The organism is Streptomyces sp. SAI-135 (genome assembly GCF_029893805.1).
In the GTDB taxonomy this organism is placed as follows: domain Bacteria; phylum Actinomycetota; class Actinomycetes; order Streptomycetales; family Streptomycetaceae; genus Streptomyces.
Genome location: NZ_JARXYP010000002.1, coordinates 7,962,508 through 7,981,374, shown reverse-complemented (window position 1 = coordinate 7,981,374; position 18,867 = coordinate 7,962,508). Strand labels below are relative to the sequence as shown.

The window sequence follows — 18,867 nt, the reverse complement described above, 5'->3', positions numbered from 1 at the left end:
GGATTTGCCCGATTCTTCGACTGGGGGGCGGGGTGTTGTTCGGCCGGGGGGTGTGGGGGCAGGCCGGTGCCGGGGGGGGGCGACCGGGTGCCACCGTGGGCGAGATCGAGTGGTCCGGGACGGCCTTGGGGCCGGGGGCGGTGTCGGCGCCGGTCGGGGCAGCGGGACCTTCGGGGGTCCGGCCCCCGTTTTCAATGCCCCCGGCCCCCGGCCCCCGGATGAGCGTGGGCGGGGTGACGGCTCCAGCCGGGGGGGCACGCCGTCGGCAGCCCTCAGGTGACGCCGGCGGGGGTACCCGGGACGGCACCGGTGGTGGCCTCGGGATCGTCGGGGATCAGGCCGCCGCCGTCGGGGAGGTCGGGGGTGTCCGGGACGGTGTCGGGACCGGGTTCAGTGTCGGGGTCGGGTTTGGTGCTGGGGGCCGGGTCCGGGTCGGTCGGTGGTGCCACAGGGACCGGACAGCTCTCGTCCGTCCCGAGGACCGTCGTGGGCCTGCAGGCGGGCGCGGCCTGCCCGGGGGGCGTCTCCGAAGCGGGTGCCGGGCTGTGCGGGGCGGGTGCGCGGGGGGCGGTGCTGTCGCCCGGGAGGCCGGTGGGGGCGGGTGGGGGTGGCGCCGGTGGGCGCAGGACGTGGTCGTGTCGGCAGTCGTGGTCGATCCGGCGTTCGATCCAGGAGTGGTCGACCAGGTCGATGATCGTGATGTCGGTGATGACCTGTTCGCTGGGGGTCACCACGATCACCTGGCCGGGCCGGTACCCGGGCCACGGCCGCCCGCCCAGGACCGCGCCGCCCCGCAGCGGCACCGGCGGCGCCAGGGGGCTGCCGCCGGCGCAGCGGACGCGCGGGACGCCCCGGTCGTCGACGAGGACGGCGGTGCCCGCCTGGAGGACGGCCTGGTGGCCGCTCGCCCGGCCGCCGCGGTAGCCGTGGTCGGTGACCCGGGTGTCGGCGCGCAGGACGACCGGGGCGAGTCCGCGCAGACGGCCGGGGACCGAGGCCGGGGAGACGCCCGCGATCCGCGCGAACGCGCCCGTCCGCGACCGGTCGGCGCTCAGGTCGCCGATCAGGCGTTCCACGTCGCAACTGCCGACGCGCCCGGTCCCGCCGTAGAGGCCGGGCGTCCCGCCGGAGACGGTCCGCGGGGCGGTGGCGTCCCGCTGCGGCGTTCGGGTGACGGGCGGTGGCGCGGTCGCCGCGGAGCGGGTGAAGGGGTGCGGTCCCCGGGCCGCCGCCGGTTGCAGCACAAGTTCACCGGTCGCGTCGGCGGTGTTCCCGGGGGCACCGCCGCATCCCGTGACGAGCAGTGCCGTGGCGAGCGCGCCCGCCGTCAGGAGGGTTGTGGTGGATGTCCGCACCGCGTTCTTCCGTTCGTCCCGGGCAGTTCGTCACTACTGTCTGCTGCACTCCCCGGGGTTACGCAAGCGGAAGGAAGGTACACGGAGCGTCACGCAGGGGTCGGCTGGACAATGGAGGCAGGAGAGCACGGCCGTGGACTGGTTCACCGCACCCGAGTACTGGATGAGCCGGCTGGTCTTCCAGCGGGCTCTGGCCGGGCTGTACTTCGTCGCGTTCCTGACGGCGGCCCTGCAGTTCAGGGCGCTGCTCGGGGAGCGCGGCATGCTGCCGATCCCCCGGTTCGTCGCCCGGGTCCCCTTCCGGCGGGCACCGAGCCTCTTCCAACTCCACTACTCGGACCGCTTCTTCGCCCTGTGCGCGGGGACGGGCTGCGCGGTGGCCGTCGCGCTGGCGGCGGGCCTCGACTCCCGTCTGCCGCTGTGGGGCGCGATGCTGCTGTGGCTGGTGCCGTGGCTGCTGTACCTGTCGATCGTCAACGTGGGCCAGACCTGGTACGGCTTCGGCTGGGAGTCCCTGCTGCTCGAGGTCGGCTTCCTCGCGGTGTTCCTCGGCAACGACGACGTGGCCCCGCCGGTCCTGGTGCTGTTCCTGCTGCGCTGGGTGCTGTTCCGGGTCGAGTTCGGCGCCGGGCTCATCAAGATGCGCGGCGACGCCTGCTGGCGCAAGCTCACCTGCCTGGACCACCACCACGAGACACAGCCGATGCCGGGACTGCTGAGCTGGTTCTTCCACCATCTGCCGAAGCCCGTGCACCGGGTGGAGGTGGCCGCGAACCACGTCACCCAACTCCTCGTGCCCTTCCTGCTGTTCACCCCGCAGCCGGTCGCCACGGCGGCCGCGTCACTGATGATCGTGACCCAGCTGTGGCTCGTGCTGTCGGGCAACTTCGCCTGGCTGAACTGGGTGACGATCGTGCTGGCGGTGCCGGCGCTGGATCTCCCGGGTGACGCCCCGCGCCTGCCCGTCACCCCGCTCTGGTACGAGGTGACGGTCCTCGCCGTCGCCGCGCTCCTCCTCGCCCTGAGCTACCACCCGGTCCGCAACATGATCTCCCGGAGCCAGATCATGAACCGTTCCTTCGACCCGCTCCACCTCGTCAACACCTACGGCGCGTTCGGCAGCGTCAGCAGGATCCGCTACGAGGTCGTGGTCGAGGGCACCGCGGACGACGCGCCCCGCAGGGATTCCGAGTGGCGGGAGTACGAGTTCAGGGGCAAGCCGGGCGATCCCCGGCACTGGCCGCGCCAGTTCGCGCCCTACCATCTGCGCCTGGACTGGATGATGTGGTTCGCCGCGCTGTCCCCGGCGTACGCGGGGGCGTGGTTCGGCACGATGGTGGAACGGCTGCTGGAGAACGACCCCGCCACACTGCGGCTGCTGCGCCGCTCCCCGTTCCCGGCGGACGCCCCGCCCCGCTACGTGCGAGCCCGTCTCTTCCGCTACCGGTACACGACGTGGCGGGAGCTGCGGGAGACGGGGGCGTGCTGGGAGCGGACCTATGTGCGGGAGTACCTGCCGCCGACACGGCTGACGGAGACGGTTCAGAGGCCGTAGACACGGACAGCGGTGCCCTCGAAGATCTGCGCCCGGTCGTCGGCGCCGGTCAACTGGCCGGCCGCCTCCAGGACTTCGCCGTAGGTCGCGGCAAGCGTGCACACCGGCCAGTCCGAGCCGAACAGGAGGCGGTCCGGGCCGAAGGCGTCCAGGACCGTGTCGGCGTACGGGCGCAGGTCGTCGACCGTCCAGGCGGCGGGGTCCGCCTCGGTGACCATGCCGGAGAGCTTGCAGACGGTGTTGGGGAGGGCGGCGAGGCCGCGCACGGCCGAGGCCCAGGGTTCCAGGGAGCCGGACGCGATGGGCGGCTTGCCCAGGTGGTCGAGGACGAAGGTGAGGTCAGGCAGGGCGTCGGCGGCCTTCGCGCAGGCCGGCAGCTGGTGTGGGAGGACGACCAGGTCGTGGACGAGCCCGGCGTCGGCCACGGCGGCCAGTCCCCGGCGTACGTCCGGGCGCAGCAGCCACTCCGGGTCGGGCTCGCTCTGGACCTGGTGGCGGATCCCCTTGAGGTAGGTGCCTCCGGGCAGTTCGCGCAGGCGGGCCAGTTCGTCGGCGACGTCGGGGCGAGTCAGGTCCGTCCAGCCGACGACACCGGCGATCAGCTCGTGCTCGGCCGCGAGGGCCAGGAACTCAGGGGTCTCCTCGGGCACGGTGACCGTCTGCACGAGGACCGTGCGGCCGACTCCCGCCGCGGCGGCCTGCGGTGCCAGGTCGGCCATCGTGAAGGTGCGCCGCAGCGGGCTGTCGGCGGCGATCCAGTCCTGGTCCCGTACCGACAAGTCCCACACGTGGTGATGGGCGTCCACGACGTTCACGGCAGCTCCCACACGACGGGCAGGCCGGCGTCGGCGCCCTCGCCGGAGTAGTCGTGCACCACGTCGAGGAGTTCGGCCATGCGGGCCTGCCAGGTGACGTTCACCGGGAGCTTCTCCAGTTCGGCGAGGAGACGGCCGTAGTCCGCGCACTCCAGGACGTGGAAGAGGTCGCAGCCGCTGCGCCAGATCGTCCAGGAGGTGGCCCCGGCGGCGCGGATCGCGTCGGTGAGTTCGGCCGGGACCTCGCGGTGGGCGGCCTCGTACTCCTCGATGCGGTCGGCGCGGACCTTGGTGTGCAGGGCGACTCTCATGACGGCTCCTCGGCGCTCAGCAGTCCGGTGTCGCGCAGCTCCTGCCAGAGGGCCGGGGGCACCGGGGTGGCGAACTGGTCCGCCGCGTCGTGGACCTCGGCCGCCGAGCGGGCGCCGACGAGGACGCTCGCGACGGCCGGATGGGCCGCGCAGTAGGCGAGGGCGGCGGCCCGCAGGCTGATGCCGTGCCGCTCGGCGACCTCCCGCATGCGCAGGGCACGGTCCAGCAGGTCACCCGGCGCCTGTGCGTAGTTGTACGTCGCGTCCGGTCTCGGGTCCGCCAGCAGACCGGAGTTGAAGGCACCGCCGACGACCACCGAGACGCCCCGCTCGACGGCGGCGGGCAGCAGCTCGGTGAGCGCGCTCTGGTCGAGCAGGGTGTACCGCCCCGCGCAGAGCACCACGTCGACGTCGGTCTCGCGGACGAAGCGGGTCAGCATCCCGGTCTGGTTCATGCCGGCGCCGATCGCTCCGACGACGCCCTCCGAGCGGAGCTTCTCCAGGGCCGGATAGCCCTCGCGGAAGGCCTGTTCGGCGTGGTCGTCGGGGTCGTGCAGGTAGACGACGTCGACGTGGTCGAGGCCGAGCCGTTCGAGACTGGCGTCGAGGGTGCGCCGTACGCCGTCGGCCGAGAAGTCCCAGACCCGGCGCAGGGTGGCGGGCACCGCGAAGGCGTTGGCCAGGTCGTCGCCGCCCCCCGTGGCCGGCTCCAGCCGCCGGCCGACCTTCGTGGAGATCGTGAACTCGGCGCGCGGGCGGTCCTTCAGGGCCTGGCCCAGCCGCCGTTCCGACAGTCCGAGGCCGTAGTGCGGGGCGGTGTCGAAGTAGCGGACGCCGCGCTCCCAGGCGGCGGTGACCGCCTCGTGGGCCTCCTCGTCGGTCACCTCCGTGAAGAGGTTGCCGATGACCGCGCCGCCGAAGGCGAGTGCGCTGACCGGGACGCCGCTGGTGCCGAGCGTGTTGCTGTTCACCGGCCCACCGGCCTCGGGCGCAGGCCCTGCATGCCGCCGTCGACGGCGAGGGAGGTGCCGGTGGTGGCGCCGGACAGGGGGCTCGCCAGGTAGGCGATGGCGCCGGCGACCTCGTCCGCGGAGACGAGCCGGCCGGTGGGCTGGCGGGCCTCCAGCGCGGCGCGTTCGGCGGCCGGGTCGGGGGCCTTGGCGAGGAGGCGGCCGATCCACGGGGTGTCCGCGGTGCCGGGGTTGACGCAGTTCACGCGGATGCCCTCGCGGACGTGGTCGGCGGCCATGGCGAGGGTCAGGGAGTACACGGCCCCTTTGGTCGCGCTGTACAGCGCCCGCTGCGGCAGGCCCGCGGTGGCCGCGATGGAGGAGGTGTTCACGATCGCCGCGTGGGAGGACTCGCGCAGGTGGGGCAGCGCCGCGCGGGTCACCCGGACCATGCCGACCACGTTGACGTCCAGGACGCGGTGCCACTCCTCGTCGTCGTGGTCGGCCACGGTGCCCTGGGCGCCGATGCCCGCGTTGTTGACCAGGACGTCGAGTCCGCCGAGGTCGGCCGCGGCCGCGGCGACGGCGGTACGCACGGCGGCGTCGTCGGTGATGTCGGCGCGGTAGGCCAGCAGCGGCTTCTCGACGGAGGAGGGGTCCAGGTCGAGGACGGCGACCTGGGCGCCGCGCGCGGAAAGGAGTTCGGCCGTGGCCCGGCCGATGCCGGACGCGCCGCCGGTCACCAGGGCCCTCAGGCCCTCGAAGTCGCTCATGCCGCCTGCCCCTTCCTGGGTGTGTCCTCGGCGAGGTCTTCTGCCCAGAAGGCGCCGCCCGGGAACGTGTACCGCGCGACGGACTGCGGGCGCATGGCCGCCGAGAAGCCGGGTGCGGTGGGTGCCGTGTAGTGGCCGTCCCGGATCACCACCGGGTCGACGAAGTGGTCGTGCAGATGGTCTACGTACTCGATGACCCGGTTCTCGGTGGTGCCGGTGACGGCCACGTAGTCGAACATGGAGAGGTGCTGGACGAGTTCGCACAGGCCGACGCCGCCCGCGTGCGGGCAGACCGGCACGCCGAACTTGGCCGCGAGGAGCAGGATGGCGAGGTTCTCGTTGACGCCGCCGACGCGGGCCGCGTCGATCTGGACGACGTCGAGGGCGCCGGCCTGGAGGAGCTGCTTGAAGACGACACGGTTCTGGACGTGCTCGCCGGTGGCGACCTTCACCGGGGCGACCGCCCTGCGGACGGCCGCGTGGCCGAGGATGTCGTCGGGGCTGGTGGGCTCCTCGATCCAGTACGGGTCGAACTCGGCGAGCGCCCGGGTCCAGCGGATCGCCTCGTCGACGTCCCAGCGCTGGTTGGCGTCGATCGCCATGCGGATGCCGGGGCCGACGACCTGGCGGGCGACGCGGCAGCGCCGTATGTCGTCCTCCAGGTCCGCGCCGACCTTGAGCTTGATCTGCCGGAAGCCGTCGGCGACGGCCTCGGCGGCGAGCCGGGTGAGCTTCTCGTCGTCGTAGCCGAGCCAGCCGGCGGAGGTGGTGTAGGCCGGGTAGCCGTGGGTGAGCAGCTGCGCGGACCGTTCCCGCGCGCCTTCCCGGCCCCGCCGCAGGATGTCCAGGGCCTCCTCGGGGGTGAGCGCGTCCGTGAGGTAGCGGAAGTCGATCTGGCCGACCAGCCACTCCGGGTCGCCCTCGGCGAGCAGCCGCCACAACGGCTTCTCGGCGCGCTTGGCGGCCAGGTCCCACACGGCGTTGACGACCGCGCCGATCGCCATGTGCATCACGCCCTTCTCGGGGCCGAGCCAGCGCAGCTGGCTGTCGCCGATCAGGTCGCGGTTCAGCGTCCCCGGGTCCGCGCACAGTTCGTCGACCGACCGGCCCACCACATGCCCGCGCAGCGCCTCGATCGCGGCGACCTGGACTTCGTTGCCCCGCCCGATGGTGAAGGTGAATCCGTGCCCCTCGTGCCCGTCGGCCGCGTCCGTGCGCAGGACGACGTAGGCCGCCGAGTAGTCGGGGTCCGGGTTCATCGCGTCGGAGCCGTCGAGCTCGCGCGAGGTGGGGAAGCGGATGTCGTAGGTGTCTACCGCGCTGATGCGGGCGGGGGTCGAGGACACGGAGTGCCTTTCAGTCGGGTGCCGGGGGTCAGTCTTGGGCGCGGCCCGTGGTGAGGCGGGCGATCATGAGGGCGAGCAGGATGATTCCGCCGTAGATGGCGTCGATCCAGAAGGACGGCACCTGGGCCATGGTGAGCATGGTCTTGACCACGCCCAGCAGAAGAACGCCCGTCAGGGCCCCGAACATGGTGCCGCGGCCGCCGTCGAGGCTGATACCACCGATGACGGCGGCGGCGAACACCGTGAAGATCATGTTCTCGCCCTGGTTCGCGCCGATCGCACCGACGTAGCCGGTGTACATGAGTCCGCCGATCGAGGCGAGAACGCCGGCGACGACGTAGACCCCCAGCCGGACACGGTCGACTCGGATGCCTGCGGCGCGGGCCGCTTCCAGATTGCCGCCGATCGCGTACAACGACCGGCCGAGACGGTGGTACTTGAGCACCAGCCCGGCGACGGCGAAGGCCGCGGCGGCGAGCCAGACCGACAGGGGGACGTGCAGGAACGTGGTGGTGGCCAGCGAGAAGAACGCGTCCGGCATGCCGAAGAGCGTCTTGCCCTTGGTGGCCCCTACCAGGAGTCCCCGCAGGACGATCAGCATGGCCAGCGTGACGATGAACGCGTTGAGCTTCGCCTTCACCACGAGGATGCCGTTGAAGGCGCCGATGGCCGCGCCCACCAAGGGGATGGAGAACAGAGCCACCGCGGTGGGGAGTTCCGTGCCCCAGCCGGACTGGGCGACCGGCAGCACCAGGAGCGCGGCCACCGCCGGTGCGATGCCGACCATCGATTCGAGCGACAGGTCGAACTTGCCGGTGATGAGCACGAGCGACTCGGCGAGCACCACCATCGCCAGCGGCGCGGACGAGGCCAGAATGGAGATCAGGGTGGCCTCGGTGAAGAAGGAGTCGTTGAGCAGTGCGCCGAGCACGAGCAGCAGCAACAGCGCGGGGACCAGAGCGAGTTCGCGGGCGCGGCGCAGCAGGACCGTCCGGGCCGCCCGCGCCTCGGGCACCCGCACCTGCTTGACCGGCGGAGCCTGGGTGTCAGCCATGGTGGTCCACTCCTTCGATGGAGGCGATCAGCTCGTGGTCGCGCCAGCCGGCCGGGTGCTCGGCGACCACGCGGCCGTGGAAGAGGACGAGGACACGGTCGCAGCGGCGCAGGTCGTCGAGTTCGTCGGAGACGACGAGGACCGCGGTGCCGTCCTCGCGGGCGGTGTCCACGCGGGAGAGCAGGGACTCCTTGGACTTCACGTCGACGCCGGCGGTGGGGTTGATGAGGACGAGCAGGCGGGGGTCGGAGGCGAGGGCGCGGGCCATGACGACCTTCTGCGCGTTGCCGCCGGAGAGGTCGGAGACCGGCTGGTCGGGGCCCTCGGTGTGGATGTCGAGACGGTCGATCAGCTCGGTGGCGAAGCCGCGCCTGCGGTCGGTGCCGACGAAGCCGTGCCGGCCGAGCCGGTCCAGGACGCTGAGGGTGGCGTTGTCGCCGATGGTCATGTCGAAGACCAGGCCCTGGGTGTGCCGGTCGCGCGGCACGAATCCGACGCCCGCCTTCAGGCTGGCCTGCACATCGCCGAACGGCAGTGGCCTGCCGTCCAGCCGGGCCGTGCCGCTCGTCGGTGTGTGCAGTCCGGTGAAGGACTCGGCGAGCTCGGTCTTGCCGCTGCCGCTGATGCCGGCGAGTCCGACGACCTCACCGCGGCGCACGGTGAGGTCGACGTCCTGGTAGGCGTCGGAGGTGAGGCCGCGGGCGTCGAGGAGGACGGGGGCGTCGGCCTCTGCCGTGCGCACGGCCTGTTCCCGTTCGGTGATGCTCTCGCCGGCCATGGCCTCGATCAGGGCCGCCCGGGGCATGTCGGCGACCGGGGCCGTGGTGATCCAGCGGGCGTCCCTGAGGACCGTCACCGTCTGGCACACCTCGTACACCTCCTGGAGGTGGTGCGAGATGAACAGGAAGGTGACACCGGACTCCTGGAGTGCGCGCATCCTGCCGAAGAGGCGCTCGATCTCCCGTTTGTCGAGCTGCGCGGTCGGTTCGTCGAGGACGATGAAGCGGGCGCCGAAGCTCAACGCCCGTGCGATCTCCACCATTTGGCGGTCCTCGACCTTGAGGTCGGCGGTGCGCGCCTCCGGGTCGACGCGGACGTCCCAGGTGTCGAGGAGTTCGGCGGCCTGCGACCGGAGCGCACGCCAGCTGATGAAACTCCGCTTGAGGGGCTGCCGGTTGATGAAGAGGTTCTCGGCGACGGTCAGCTCGGGGACGACGGTGGGCTTCTGGTAGACGCAGGCGACTTTGCGGCGCCAGGCGTCCCGGTCGGTGAGCGGGGGCGCGGGCTCGCCGTCGAAGCGGACGGTGCCCTCGTCGGGGGCCTGGAGACCGGTGAGGAGGGTGACGAGGGTGGACTTGCCCGCTCCGTTGCGGCCGACGAGGGCGTGGGACTCGCCGGGCAGGACGGTGAGCCGGCCGTCGGCGAGGGCGGTCGTGGGGCCGTACCGTTTGACGACCCCCTGGGCTTCAGCCAGTGGGGTGCTCATTTGACCGTATTGCCCCACAGCTCGGGGTCGTCGACGTTGTCCTTGGTGACCAGGGGCGCGGGCAGCTGGTCCTCCAGGATGCCGCTCGGCAGCTTGACGATCGTGGAGTCGTGGTCGGTCGGGCCGGGCCGGAAGGTCTTCCCCTCCATCGCCGCCTTGATGTAGTACATGCCGTACTTGGCGTACAGGTCGGCGGGCTGGGAGACGGTGGCGTCGATCTCGCCCTTGCGGATGGCGTCGTACTCCTGCGGGATGCCGTCGTTGGAGACGACGACGATGTGGCCCGCGGTGCCCGCCTTCTTCAGCATCCCCTTGGACTTGAGGGTCTGCAGGGTCGGCGCCAGGTAGACGCCGCCGGCCTGCATGTAGATGCCCTTGAGGTCGGGGTTGGCGTTCAGGAGGGTGCTCAGCTGCGAGGCGGCGGCGTCGGACTCCCACTTGGCGGGGATCTCCAGCACCTTGAGCTTGGGGAAGTTCTTCTTCACACAGGCCCGGAACGCCTCGGAGCGGTCGCGGCCGTTGACGGAGGCCAGGTCGCCCATGATCTGCACGACCTTGCCGGAGGTGATGTGCTCACCGAGGTACTGGCAGGCCTTCTCGCCGTACGCCACGTTGTTCGCCCGGACGACCATGGCGACCTTGCCCTTGTCGGGGGCCACGTCGACCGCGACGACCGGGACGCCCTTGCGTTCGGCCTGGTCTAGGCCGGCCTCGATGGCGGCGCTGTCCAGCGGGGCGACGACCAGGCCTTTGACGCCCTGGTTGAGCTCGTTGTTGATGTCGGTGATCTGCTGGGAGGGATCGCTGTTGGAGTTGACCGTCTTCAGCACGTCCACCCCCTCGGACTTGGCCGTCTTCGGCACGTAGTCGTTGTACGACTGCCAGAACGGCGAGGTCAGCAGCGGCAGGATCACGCCCACCTTGCCGGTGCCGTCGCCTCCCGCACTGCCGGCGCTGCCGGTGTCCTTGGTGCTGCCGCACCCGGCGAGCACGAGCGAGGCGCTCGCCGCCACGGCGACCGCGCCGACGATCCGCAATCCGTTGCGCTTCCCCACTGTTCTGACGGGCATCTGGCGGCTCCTCGTTGAGCGTGTTCTCCCGTGATCGAGCACGAGCGTGTTCGAGCGATGACGGCATACTTATCAGACCACTCGCCCTTGGCAATACCCTCGGAGGGCAGATTTTCCCGTCTTCCGGCCATAGTGGTCCGACCACATCGGCGGCTAGACTCGGCGCACCCGGTGAGTGGCAGCCGGTGAGCGGAGGAGTGGCGTGGACGAGACAGCCCCCCAGAAGGGCACCGTGACGCAGCGCGCCATCGAGCAGATCAAGGCGATGATCGGCGAGGGCCGGCTGGAACCGGGCCAGCGGCTGCCGACCGAGCGTGATCTGGCGGTCCAGCTGGGCATCTCCCGCAGTTCGATGCGGGAGGCGATCCGGGCGCTGACGGTCCTGGGGGTGCTGGAGGCGCGGCACGGCTCGGGGATCTACGTCACCCAGCTGGAGGCCGGCGACCTGCTGGAGACCTTCGGTGTGGTCGCCGACCTCTCCCGGGGGCCGCGCCTGGTGGAGCTCCTGGAGGTCCGCCGGATCCTGGAGTCGACGGCGACCGCGCTGGCCGCGGCCCGGATCACCCCCGACCAGCTCGCCGAGGTGGAGAAGCACCTCACGGCCATGAACGCCACCGACGACCCGGAGCAGATCCTCGCCCACGACCTGGCCTTCCACCGCGAGATCGCGGTGGCCGCCGGCAACGACACGATGGCCGCGATCCTGGAGGGCCTGTCCTCGCGCACCTTCCGCGCCCGCGTCTGGCGCGGCTACCAGGAGGAGGGCGCCTTCGAACGCACGCGGCGCGAGCACGCGGCGATCCACCGCGCCCTCGTCGCCCACGACCCGGAGGCGGCCCGGGCGGCAGCGGCCGCGCATGTCGGCGAGGTGGAGGAGTGGCTGCGGGCACAGCTCGGGGCGTGAAGGGCGGGCGGGCGATCGGACCTCGGGGGGCCGGCCCGGTAGGCGAGCCATCGGACCTCGGGGAACCGGAACGGTGGGCGAGCCACTCGACCACGGGGACCTGCGCGGTAGGCAAGTCACCGGACCACGAGGACCCGGAACCGTAGGCGACCCGGCGGACCAAGGAACCGGAACCGTATGCGAGCCACCAGACCACGGGGGCCCGACGCCGGGCGGGCCAGCGGACCTCGGAGACCTGAACGGCGGGCGAGCCACCGGGCCAAGGACCCGGAACGGCAGACGAGCCACAAGACCACGGGAGCCCGACGCCGGGCGGGCCAGCGGACCTCGGAGACCTGAACGGTGGGCGAGCCACCAGACCACGGGAAACCGGAACGGCAGGCGAGCCACTGGACCCCGAGGACGAGGACCCGGAACCGTAGGCGAGCCGCCAGACCAAGAGGCCCGAACGCCGGGCGAGTGATCGAGGTCGGCCGGCGTCGGCTCGCCGCGGACCAGTTCGTCACCCTCGCCCGCGCCCCTGGGCACCACGCTGGATCAGCTCGTGGAGACGCCCGCCGTGGCCACCCGCGCGACGACGACGCCTCCACCCCCGGCCGGGTGACTGCACGGGCGCGCCGCGGAAATCAAGCGCCCCAGCGGGAACACCCGGTCCGGCCGGCGCGGTTGCACCGACCAGGGGACCGGCGTCGCCGGGCGGGGGACACGGAGATCATCAGGTCCTGCGCCCCGTCGGCAGCCGCGCCCCGGAATCGGGGTGCACCCGCCGCACCCGCATCCAGACGTGTTTCCGCAGGAGGACTGTTCCCATGACCGACCGACCCCTGACGCTCATGGCCGTGCACGCTCACCCCGACGACGAGGCCACCGGAACCGGAGGGGTCCTCGCGCGGTACGCGGCGGAAGGCGTCCGCACGGTACTCGTGACCTGTACCGACGGTGGATGCGGTGACGGGCCGGGGGGTGTCAAGCCGGGCGATCCCGGCCACGATCCGGCGGCCGTCGCCCTGCTGCGCCGGCAGGAACTGGAGGCGAGCTGTGAGGTGTTGAAGATCAGCGACCTGGAGATGCTGGACTACGCCGACTCCGGGATGATGGGCTGGCCGAGCAACGACGCCCCCGGATCCTTCTGGCGGACCCCCGTCGAGGAGGGCGCGGCCCGCCTCGCGGAACTCATGCGGCACTACCGCCCCGATGTGGTCGTCACCTACGACGAGAACGGCTTCTACGGGCATCCCGACCACATCCAGGCCCACCGCATCACGATGGCGGCGCTGGAGATGACCGAGCTGACACCGAAGGTGTACTGGACGACGATGCCCCACTCGATGATGCAGCGGTTCGGCGAGGTCATGCGCGAGTTCGGTGAGGACGTGCCCGAGCCGGAACCCGCCGAGGCCGCCGCGCCGGCCGAGATCGGCCTGCCCGACGACGAGGTCACCACGTGGGTGGACACGACCGGCTTCAGCGGTCAGAAGTTCGACGCGCTGGCGGCGCACGCCAGCCAGGGCGAGAACATCTTCTTCCTCAAGATGGGCAAGGAGCGGTTCGGCGAGCTGATGGGTGTGGAGACCTTCGTACGGGTGCGGGACACCACCGGAGCGGCCGTACCCGAGAACGACCTCTTCGCCGGGCTGCGCTCGGAGTAGCCGCCCGGGGCCGGCCCGTCACCCGTCGAAGCGGCGCCGGGCGGCCTCGATGTGCCCGAGGTACTGGTGGGTCCAGCCGCACATGCCGTCGACCGTGGCCCGCAGGGCCCGGCCCGGCTCGGTGAGGGTGTACTCCACCCGCGGCGGCACGGTGGGGTGCACCTTGCGGTCGACGAGGCCGTAGCGCTCCAGCATGCGCAGGTTCTGGGTGAGCATCTTGTGGCTGACGCCCTCCACCTCGTCGCGCAACTCGCTGAAGCGCAGGGTGCGCTCCCCGAGCGCCTCGATGATCAGGAACGCCCACTTGTTGGCGACGTCCGAGAAGATCTCGCGCGCCAGCGAGTCGGCGCGCCTCAGGTCCGCGTCCTCGGGCGAGCCCGTGAACTCTCTGGTCCCCATCAGGTCCCCCAGTCACCGAAAAGAGCGTTCGTCCAGGTCAAAGCGCACTCTCCTACAGTTCCCGAGTAACCACAAGTGACAGCGGGCTCCCCGTCGGGTGGGTTGGAGGGGCGGGCCGGCTGCCCGCCCCCCGCCGCTCAGGCCCGCGTGAACCGCAGCGTGACCAGTTCGAACGGCCGCAGCCGCAGGGAGACCTCGTTCCCCTCCCGCCGCAGCGCGGGAGCATCGTCCGACGGGCGTTCCAGCAGGTCCGTGGCCGTGACCCCGGTGACCTCGAAGTCCGCCCTGACGGTGGCCCGCGCCCGTCCGCCGTGCGCCTCGTGGAAGCGGACCACCACGTCGCCGCTGCCGTCGTCGGCCAGCTTCACGGCCGTGACGACGACCGCGTCCTGGTCGACGCTCACCAGCGGAGCGACCTCCGCGGAGCCGCGTACGGACCGCTCCGGCAGGTTGATCCGCCATCCCTCGCGCACCGCGTCCCCGATCCCGGCCCCCGGCACCAGGGCGTGCCGGAAGCGGTGGACGCCCTGGTCGGTCTCCGGGTCGGGGAAGCGCGGGGCGCGCAGCAGGGACGCCCGGACCGTGGTGGTCGTGCCCCGGTCGCCGTCCGTGCGCACGGTCCGGGTCACATCGTGGCCGTACGTCGAGTCGTTGACGACCGCCACGCCCCAGCCGGGCTCCTCCAGGTGTACGAAACGGTGGTTGCAGGCCTCGAACTTCGCCGCCTCCCAGGAGGTGTTGGTGTGCGTGGGCCGGTGGAAGTGCCCGAACTGCGTCTCCGACGCGTACCGTTCGGCGTGCAGGTCGAGCGGGAAGGCGAGCTTGAGGAACTTCTCCGTCTCGTGCCAGTCGACCTCGGTGTCCACCAGCAGCCGCCGCTCCCCCGGCGCCAGCGACAGGAGCTGGGTGACGCGGGAGGCGCCGAAGGTCCTGGTGATCCGCACCCCGTGCGGGCCCTCGGGGGTGATCTCGTCCACGTCGGTGAGATCGGTGACGGTGTGGCGGTAGAACTCGTCCACGTCCCACGCGTCCCACATGTTCGGGAAGTCCGGGTGGAGTTGGAGGAGGTTCCCTGCCCGGTCCGGTGCGATGGTCTCCCGGTCGGCTTCGATGTCGTACGCGGAGACGACCAGGCCCCGCGCGTCGATCTGGATCCGCAGGATGCCGTTGTCCAGGACGTGTCCGCCGCCGGGGCGCCCGGTCACCGTCGTGCGGCCCTCGACGACCGCGGTTCCGGCGCCGCCCGCCGCGACCCCGCCACGGGCGTGGGGTGCGGAGTTGAAGAGCAGCTCCTGGCCCCCCTCCCCCGCCAGTGCGCGCTGGGCCGCGTCGATGAGGGCGTTCAGCTCGTCCGCGAGCCGCTCGTAGGTGCGCCGGGCCTCGCGGTGCACCCAGGCGATCGAGGACCCGGGCAGGATGTCGTGGAACTGGTGCAGCAGAACCGTCTTCCAGATGCGGTCCAACTCCTCGTACGGGTAGGGGAATCCGGCCCGCACGGCCGCCGTCGCCGCCCACAGCTCGGCCTCGCGCAGGAGGTGTTCGCTGCGGCGGTTGCCCTGCTTCGTCTTGGCCTGGCTGGTGAGGGTGGCGCGGTGGAGCTCCAGGTACAGCTCGCCGACCCACACCGGTGGTTCGGGGTACTCGGCCTCGGCCTTCTCGAAGAACTCCGCCGGGGTCTCCCAGGCCACGGTCGCCGAGCCTTCGAGGTCGCGCAGCCGGGCCGCCTTGGCGATCATCTCCCGGGTCGTGCCGCCGCCCCCGTCCCCCCAGCCGGTGGGGGCGAGGGAGTGCCGGGCGACCCCCTTGTCCTTGAAGTTCTTCGCCGCGTGGGCGATCTCGCTGCCCTTCATGGAGCAGTTGTAGGTGTCGACGGGCGGGAAGTGGGTGAAGATCCGCGTGCCGTCGATGCCCTCCCACTGGAAGGTGTGGTGGGGGAACTTGTTCGTCTGGGACCAGGAGATCTTCTGCGTCAGCAGCCACTTGGAGCCGGCCGCCTTGATGATCTGCGGCAGTCCGGCGGCGAACCCGAAGGTGTCGGGCAGCCACGCCTCCTGATTCTCGATGCCGAACTCGTCGAGGAAGAACCGCTTGCCGTGCACGAACTGACGGGCCATCGCCTCCGAGCCCGGCATGTTGGTGTCCGACTCGACCCACATGCCGCCGGCGGGCACGAAGCGCCCGTCGGCCACGGCCTTCTTCACCCGTGCCCACACCTCGGGCCGGTGGTCGCGCACCCACGCCCACTGCTGGGCCTGGGACATGGCGAACACGAACTCCGGCTCGTCGTCGAGCAGCGCGGTCATGTTGGAGGTGGTCCGGGCCACCTTGCGGACCGTCTCGCGCAGCGGCCACAGCCACGCCGAGTCGATGTGGGCGTGGCCGACGGCGCTGATGCGGTGGGCGGAGGGCACGGCGGGCTCGGACAGGACCGTCTCCAGCCGTACGCGCGCCTGGGCCGCCGTGCCGTTCACGTCCTGGAGGTCCAGCGCGTCCAGAGCCTTCTCGACCGCCCGCAGGATCTCCCAGCGGCGCCCCGACTCCACCGGCAGTTCGGCCATCAGCTCGCCGAGCACCTCCAGGTCGAGCACCAGCTGCCACACGGTCTCGTCGAGGACGGCGAGGTCCATGCGCGCCAGCCGGTACTGCGGTTCGCTGCCCGCGGTCTCCTTGTCGCCCAACTGCGTGGGCAGGAAGGGGTGGTAGTCGAGGATGACGGGGTTGGAGGCGGCCTCGACGTGCAGGCGGACCTCCTCGCCGCCCTCGACGGGTGCGCCGATCCGCACCCACTGGTTGCGCGGGTTCAGGCCCTTCACGGGGGTGCCGTCGGGCCGGTAGACGAGGCCCTCGCACTGGAAGCCGGGCATGTTCTCGTCGAAGCCGAGGTCCAGGATCGCCTCCACGGTCCTGCCGGCCCACTCCTTCGGGACGGTCCCGGTGACGCGGAACCAGCTGGTGCCCCAGGGAGCACCCCACCGGGCGCCCACCGCGATGGGCTCCGGCTCGGCCGCCAGGCCCTCGGCGACGGGCACCGGTTCGTCGGGCGCGTGCCACACCGCCACCTCAAGCGGCACGGACTCGGGGTACACGGCGGGGCGGAGGCGCTCGTCGAGGACGCGCTTGAGGCGGGCCTCGACCAGGCTGCGGTCGTCATGCATGCGGGGTGCTCTCCAGGATTCCGGGGGTTACCAGAGGTGGGTCACGCGGTCACCAGGGATGGGTGACCGTCACGGGGGCCGACGAGGTGTAGAGCTCCCCCACGGCACGCAGCTCCAACCGCGCCCGCCGCTCGCCCTGTTCAGGGCGCAGGCCGGGGACGAAGAAGGCGCGCTGGCAGGTGCCGCCGAGGAAGCGCCGGGTGCCGTCGGGCAGGAGCCGGTGCAGGGTGTAGTGGCGTACGGCACCCGGGGCGGGGTTCCAGGCGAGGCGCAGGTCGCCGCCACTGGCCGCGGTGACGCGCAGGCCGGTCGGCGGGCCGGGGGTGCGGGGGGTGTCGTACACCGCGATGGAGCCGAGCCGCCACTTCAGCGTGCCGGTGCCGGTGAGCCGCACGCCGAGCGCGTGGACGGACCCGGCGAGCCCGGTCAGCCGTACGGTCGAGGTCCGCCAGCCGTCGCCTGCGGCCACGGGCAGATAGGTGTACGGCGGTGTCTCGCCCGGCGCGCCGGGCTCGGCGGTGGCCACGGCGAGCTCGACGCCCACCTCGCCCTCGTCGGTCCGGTGGGTCAGTTCGACCACGGTGTCACCGCTGACCGGCAGCCGTACGGCGTACAGGTCCACGGTGACCGGCTCGTCCAGCACGCCGTCCACGAGCACGCTGCTGCCGCCCCGCCAGGCGTCCGCGAAGTCGAAGGAGACGGCCGGCCGCGTGCCCCGCGTCCGCACGATCCATTGCCGCGAGGGCAGCCGGTCCTGCAGCCCGAGATGGTTCCAGGGCGTGTCCGAGGTGACCACGCCCTCCTCGTACCACCGCAGCCCGTGCCCGGTGTTGAACACGCTCGCGAACGGCACCGCCGTGACCGTCGACCGGTCGGCGACCGACACCGCCGGGGCGTGCCAGGGGTCGGTGGCGTCCGGGCGGGACGGGTCGAGCGACCTGCCGGTCCAGAAGCGGTCGTCGGCCGCGTGGAAGTCGCGCGGCGACCGCTGGTCGGCGGGCAGGTGGTTGCGGGTCCACTCCGGCCGGTACAACCCGATCGAGGTCACGTGCGGGCTGTCCCCCGGCACGATCGCGTCCCAGTTCTCGGAGGTGTTCCAGCCGTTCGCCTCCACGTCCACGCCCGCCCACAACTCGTACCGGTTGCGCCCGAGTTGCTGGGCGAGGGTGCCCGACGAGGCCAGACTGGACGCCGTCCACCGGAAGTCGACGAACATGTCGTCCGCGGCCTCGAAGAACGCCTGGTTGCGGCTGTTCAGCGCGCCCTGCCAGCTCACCGTCCCGTTCACGGTCATCGAGTCGTACCAGGTGACCCGCTGCCCCCTCGCCGCGGACAGGGCCTTCAACTCCCGTACGAAGCCGAGCATGTCCGCCCCGAGAGCCGCGTCCCCTCCGCCGGTCTCCGCGTTGACGAACCATCCGTCGAAGCCGTACGCCGTGGCGACCGCGACGAGCCGGTCCGCCAGCGGGTACCGGCCGGCCGCGTCCTTCTGCACCAGGTCCCGGGTCCACTGCAACTGTCCGCCGTAGGCGGCCGGTGGCAGGAAGATGTTGCCGAGGACGGGCACGCCGTGCCGGTGGGCGGCGTCCACGATCGGGGCGTTCGGCGCGAGGATCAGCCCCTCGCCGGACGAGCCGCCCCAGAAGACCAGTTCGTCGACGTAGGCCCAGTGCCCGAAGGCGTAGTAGTCGGACGTGGCCGAGCCCTGCGAGGGGTTGCCGGCCGTGGGCCCGAAGGAGACCAGCGACTGGATGCGTGCCTGGTCGGCCCGGGCCGTCGGGTTGGCGGGCGTCGGGGTGAAGCGGCCGGCGAGCGGCACGGCGGCCGCGTTGAAGGCGAGGTCGGCGTCCTCGGCCGCCCGCCAGGTCTTCAGGCTGCGCCAGGTGATGCCGGTGCCGGGGCTGCCGGAGGGCAGGGAGTCCGGGTACCAGTAGGTGGCGTACGGCTGGAGCGCGGTCGCCGTCGCCGCCTTCGCGGGCAGCGCGGGGAGCAGCGCCGCCGCGGTCGCGGCGAGCAGGACGGTGCGTCTGGTGGGGTTCACGAGC

The 18,867-nt window shown here is 72.0% G+C and carries 15 protein-coding genes; 3 read left to right on the top strand and 12 right to left on the bottom strand.

Annotation, left to right across the window (positions count from 1 at the left end):
• Positions 1 to 272 precede the first annotated feature (272 nt).
• Positions 273 to 1,355, bottom strand: coding sequence for a DUF6777 domain-containing protein (locus M2163_RS40480; protein ID WP_280896508.1), 1,083 nt, complete (start codon positions 1,353 to 1,355; stop codon positions 273 to 275).
• 133 nt (positions 1,356 to 1,488) lie between these two features.
• Between M2163_RS40480 and M2163_RS40475 the strand changes: the two genes are divergently transcribed.
• A complete protein-coding gene (locus M2163_RS40475) occupies positions 1,489 to 2,910 on the top strand; it encodes a lipase maturation factor family protein (RefSeq protein ID WP_280896507.1) in 1,422 nt (473 codons plus the stop codon).
• On the opposite strand, the gene M2163_RS40470 is transcribed toward M2163_RS40475, so the two are convergent.
• Genes M2163_RS40470 through M2163_RS40435 form a run of 8 tightly spaced genes read right to left on the bottom strand, consistent with a single transcriptional unit; the run spans position 2,898 to position 10,715 of the window.
• Positions 2,898 to 3,725, bottom strand: coding sequence for an amidohydrolase family protein (locus tag M2163_RS40470; protein WP_280896506.1), 828 nt, complete (start codon positions 3,723 to 3,725; stop codon positions 2,898 to 2,900). The genes M2163_RS40475 and M2163_RS40470 overlap by 13 nt on opposite strands.
• Entirely contained in the window at positions 3,722 to 4,036 is a 315-nt protein-coding gene (locus M2163_RS40465; protein ID WP_280847900.1) for an L-rhamnose mutarotase, read from the bottom strand. The genes M2163_RS40470 and M2163_RS40465 overlap by 4 nt, the downstream gene beginning before the upstream one ends.
• Entirely contained in the window at positions 4,033 to 5,007 is a 975-nt protein-coding gene (locus M2163_RS40460) for an aldo/keto reductase (RefSeq protein WP_280896505.1), read from the bottom strand. Before M2163_RS40460 ends, M2163_RS40465 begins: the two co-directional genes overlap by 4 nt.
• Positions 5,004 to 5,759 carry an SDR family oxidoreductase gene (locus tag M2163_RS40455; protein ID WP_280847902.1) on the bottom strand — a complete coding sequence of 252 codons (756 nt, stop codon included), beginning with the start codon at positions 5,757 to 5,759 and terminating at the stop codon, positions 5,004 to 5,006. The genes M2163_RS40460 and M2163_RS40455 overlap by 4 nt, the downstream gene beginning before the upstream one ends.
• Positions 5,756 to 7,105, bottom strand: coding sequence for an L-fuconate dehydratase (locus M2163_RS40450; RefSeq protein WP_280896504.1), 1,350 nt, complete (start codon positions 7,103 to 7,105; stop codon positions 5,756 to 5,758). The genes M2163_RS40455 and M2163_RS40450 overlap by 4 nt, the downstream gene beginning before the upstream one ends.
• 28 nt (positions 7,106 to 7,133) lie before the next feature.
• The gene (locus M2163_RS40445) at positions 7,134 to 8,159 is read right to left on the bottom strand and encodes an ABC transporter permease (RefSeq protein WP_280847904.1); all 1,026 of its coding nucleotides are present in this window, start codon (positions 8,157 to 8,159) and stop codon (positions 7,134 to 7,136) included.
• Positions 8,152 to 9,645 (bottom strand): sugar ABC transporter ATP-binding protein, encoded by a 1,494-nt coding sequence (locus tag M2163_RS40440; RefSeq protein ID WP_280847905.1) that lies wholly within the window; start codon positions 9,643 to 9,645, stop codon positions 8,152 to 8,154. Before M2163_RS40440 ends, M2163_RS40445 begins: the two co-directional genes overlap by 8 nt.
• The gene (locus M2163_RS40435; protein WP_280896503.1) at positions 9,642 to 10,715 is read right to left on the bottom strand and encodes a sugar ABC transporter substrate-binding protein; all 1,074 of its coding nucleotides are present in this window, start codon (positions 10,713 to 10,715) and stop codon (positions 9,642 to 9,644) included. Before M2163_RS40435 ends, M2163_RS40440 begins: the two co-directional genes overlap by 4 nt.
• A 202-nt stretch (positions 10,716 to 10,917) precedes the next feature.
• Between M2163_RS40435 and M2163_RS40430 the strand changes: the two genes are divergently transcribed.
• On the top strand, positions 10,918 to 11,619 hold the full coding sequence (locus tag M2163_RS40430; protein ID WP_280847907.1) for a FadR/GntR family transcriptional regulator: 702 nt from the start codon (positions 10,918 to 10,920) through the stop codon (positions 11,617 to 11,619).
• Positions 11,620 to 12,428: 809 nt separating this feature from the next.
• A complete protein-coding gene (locus tag M2163_RS40425; RefSeq protein WP_280896502.1) occupies positions 12,429 to 13,268 on the top strand; it encodes a PIG-L family deacetylase in 840 nt (279 codons plus the stop codon).
• 18 nt (positions 13,269 to 13,286) lie between these two features.
• Here M2163_RS40425 and M2163_RS40420 read toward each other — a convergent pair whose 3' ends face one another.
• From M2163_RS40420 to M2163_RS40410, 3 genes are all read right to left on the bottom strand, one after another.
• The gene (locus tag M2163_RS40420; protein WP_280847909.1) at positions 13,287 to 13,667 is read right to left on the bottom strand and encodes a helix-turn-helix domain-containing protein; all 381 of its coding nucleotides are present in this window, start codon (positions 13,665 to 13,667) and stop codon (positions 13,287 to 13,289) included.
• A 137-nt stretch (positions 13,668 to 13,804) separates the two neighbouring features.
• Positions 13,805 to 16,822 (bottom strand): glycoside hydrolase family 38 C-terminal domain-containing protein, encoded by a 3,018-nt coding sequence (locus M2163_RS40415; protein ID WP_280896501.1) that lies wholly within the window; start codon positions 16,820 to 16,822, stop codon positions 13,805 to 13,807.
• A 49-nt stretch (positions 16,823 to 16,871) separates the two neighbouring features.
• Positions 16,872 to 18,863 (bottom strand): endo-beta-N-acetylglucosaminidase, encoded by a 1,992-nt coding sequence (locus tag M2163_RS40410; protein ID WP_280896500.1) that lies wholly within the window; start codon positions 18,861 to 18,863, stop codon positions 16,872 to 16,874.
• Positions 18,864 to 18,867: the final 4 nt, after the last annotated feature.